Below are 1,058 nucleotides of genomic sequence, written 5' to 3'. Positions count from 1 at the left end.
ACGCTGGAGGCAATGGGTAAGGACCAGAAAACGGCCAGCATACTGGGTTGGGTATCGCTGGGGACCGGGTTGGCTGGCAGTGTGCTGGAAATCGGGGCAAGTCTGACGTCAGGGGCGATGAAAGCGGGGAAAGTTGGCAGGGGTACGCAGATACAGAGGGCGCCGGGAAAAAAATCAACTCTAAATAAGAGCTATGAAATTCTGTATGAAGAAAACAAGGGTACGCGAGATGTGGTTTTTCATAAAAAAGCATTCAAAGGTAAATATGCAGCAATTGAAACACACGGCGACAGAGGTGGCTTTCTCATGAATAGCAATGGCGAGATGGTACCTGCGGACGTTTTTGCACGAGATGAATTAGCTCCACGCCTCAATCAACTCAGCGACTATGCATCCGACCCAAACAAACCTGTGGTACTACTGGCCTGCAGAGCGGGATCGATGGGAGCTGCGCAGACGGTTTCCAGCACATTGAGGCGACCTGTGATTGCATACGCCCAACCTATTCGCGTCCCAGGGCCTTCGGAGATACGTCGCCTAAGCCTTAACAACGATTCAATAATTGAGGCCATGACACTTTCTCCCTCCAGAACCTCGCCACAAATGTATGTGCGGGCGACGCCACGTCTTTATAACCCTCCACCTCCCCACCCTCTCTTATCATATGGCGCATACCGCTAATTGATCTGAACCCTGAATTCAAGCTGCACGGTGGTACTTGTTACGAGGGCCGTGAAAGCGGGCTTTTCCCGCTACGAGTCATGTTCTCGGCCCGCATGAAACTGAACATGACTTGTTGGTTTAGCCGGCGCCTGAGGAACGCAACATGTTTGTGGAGTTTTTTTGTAGACATTATCAAACCACGGAGGCCCCGACATGAACGCTCCCCCCACCCCGTTCACACTCGGCCGTCAGCACTTCGACGGCCTCGGCCGCCAGCTCACTGTCGAGTGCGGCGGGCGTACCACCGAGTCCCACCACATCGCCAACCAGTTGCCGGTCAGCCACAACATCCTCGCCGACCGCCAGCGCGTCGGCTTCAGCTACATACCCGAACT

The 1,058-nt window shown here is 54.2% G+C and carries 2 protein-coding genes; both read left to right on the top strand.

Going from position 1 to position 1,058, the window contains the following annotated elements; genetic code table 11:
• Positions 1–681: hypothetical protein (locus ACI2KK_RS28965; RefSeq protein ID WP_404671647.1), on the top strand; the 681-nt coding region annotated here is incomplete at its 5' end.
• A gap of 195 nt (positions 682–876) precedes the next feature.
• The coding region (locus tag ACI2KK_RS28960) for a hypothetical protein (protein ID WP_404671646.1) at positions 877–1,058 on the top strand (182 nt) is incomplete at its 3' end.

Origin of the sequence: Pseudomonas sp. NPDC089406 (genome assembly GCF_044900265.1) — a bacterium.
GTDB lineage: Bacteria > Pseudomonadota > Gammaproteobacteria > Pseudomonadales > Pseudomonadaceae > Aquipseudomonas > Aquipseudomonas fakonensis.
This window is presented reverse-complemented; position numbering and strand designations above follow the sequence as displayed.